This is a genomic window from SAR324 cluster bacterium, from assembly GCA_029245725.1.
GTDB lineage: Bacteria > SAR324 > SAR324 > SAR324 > NAC60-12 > JCVI-SCAAA005.
Window position 1 is genome coordinate 1 of the sequence record JAQWOT010000153.1, and the last position, 2,073, is coordinate 2,073.

Annotated in this window: 1 protein-coding gene; it reads left to right on the top strand. The window is 46.2% G+C overall.

What is annotated here, in order from left to right:
• On the top strand, positions 1-2,073 hold a 2,073-nt coding region (locus P8O70_07835), incomplete at both ends, for an SBBP repeat-containing protein (protein MDG2196787.1).

Consider the following 2,073-nt stretch of genomic DNA (forward strand, 5'->3'; position numbering starts at 1 on the left):
CACCAGTGACTACACGATTGCCTCGACCAATCTCTCGATTGCTGCAGGAGCAAGCACTGCAACAACGACAATCACATCCGTTCAGGATACTGTAGATGAGTTTGGGGAAGTGGTTCGCATTGATATTGACAATGTAACCGGTTCCACAGCGGTAGAGAGTGGGGATCAATTTGTTTCCATCTCCATCATTGATGATGATGTCTCCACTCCTTCCATAGCTGTCACCCCCTCAACCCAGCAAAATACAATCTCATGGAGTGCCATCCCAGGTGCTGACAATTATACCCTTTATTGGAAGACTTCTGCGGGCGTAAGTGCCTCTGATTCGAGCTTTGTCATTTCCAGTGGTAGTACCACCTCGTATGTTCATTCTGGACTCAGTGCCGGCACTACTTATTATTACAAGCTCATGGCTACCGATGGGGTAGATTCCAGTGCTTTATCTGCCGAGGCCAGTGGTCAGCCCACTGCTTTCGCTGGCTGTTCCACCTCAGGAACCTTGACGGACAATGACACCGATCTGCTTGTTCACTATGCCTTTGAGAATAATCTCAACGACATTGCTGGTTCTGGAAGCACAGGCAGTCCATATAATCTGAGCAATACAGGCGGGACAATCAAATATGCTCAGAGTTGCGCCTATGGTCAGGCAGCCTACTTTGATTCCAGCACAGGATATTTGGAGAACAGTAACTTCAACAGAACAAATATCGCTTCCTTAGATTCTGGAAACTATACCATTGCTTTATGGGTAAATCGTGATGCAGATATGATTGAATATGCATCTGCTATTTCCAGTAAGGATACAACAAATAGTGTATCCACTTGGGGAGATTCGATTCAAATTGATGTTGATGAAATTGGTGGGAACAACTACATGCGCTGGAACAACGCTCCTTCAACAGGAATTGCAGATCAAGCAATGATCACTGATGGAACGTCTCTGACAGACTGGTCTTATATCACTGCAGTTCATTACGACAACAATACCGCTCAATTCTATCGAAATGGGGTATTGGTGGGAACACACACCACCTTTCCTGCCAGATGGTACAAGATGAAAGTTGGCATCAATCGGGGTGGGTATGTGGGGAATCTTGGCTCGGCTTGGAAAGGCTACATTGATGAAGTCAAGGTATACAACCGGGCCTTTGATGGGGATGATGTCAAAAATGCTTGCTTACTCTACAACAACTGCACAGGAGTTAAACCAGCAGCACCGGATAATTTAACTGCCGCAGGTGGCTCTGGGCAGAATGTCCTCACTTGGAATGCCACTAATGGCACAGATAACTATACCGTCTACTGGAGTACAGACAACTCCTCCTTCACAGCGATCTCTCCTGTAATTACGGGAACCAATCACACGCACACTGGATTATCTGGTTCAACGACCTATTACTACTACGTAAAAGCTAATAATGTGACAGGAGCCAGTGGAGAATCTAATCGTGCCAATGCCACTACTGCAGCAGCATCAGGAGTCTCTGTCGCAATGAGTGGTGGTTCTAATTCTGTTAATGAAGCTGGCTATGGTGAGGGTGTCTATGACTGGTCAGATCTGATCGGGAATTCAGGCGATGACAGAGCTTACGCAGTCACCCGAGATGCAATCGGAAATGTCTATGTTGGTGTCCAGACAACATCGAGTTTACAAGGTAGCAATGCGGGAAGTCACGATGCCGCATTAGTCAAATACAACTCTGTTGGTGTCAAGCAATGGACACGACAAACCGGTAGTAGTGCTGCAGATTATGTGAAAGCAGTAGCTACTGATTCAGAAGGAAATGCCTACATCATTGGGGATGTGAGCAATGCATCTTACGATGGTCAAAGCGCCTCGGGAGACCGTGATGTATTCATTACGAAGTATTCGAGTAATGGTACCAAACAGTGGTCAAAGCAATTTGGGACAGCACAAAACGATCAAGTAGCCGATGCCGTTATTGACAACAACACCCTCTACATCATTGGCAGTACCAAGGGGACAATGAGCGGAGCCAGTAAAACATCAGCTTCTGCTACCTACCAAGACTCCTTCATTACTCGTCTGGATTCTAGTGGAAACATTTT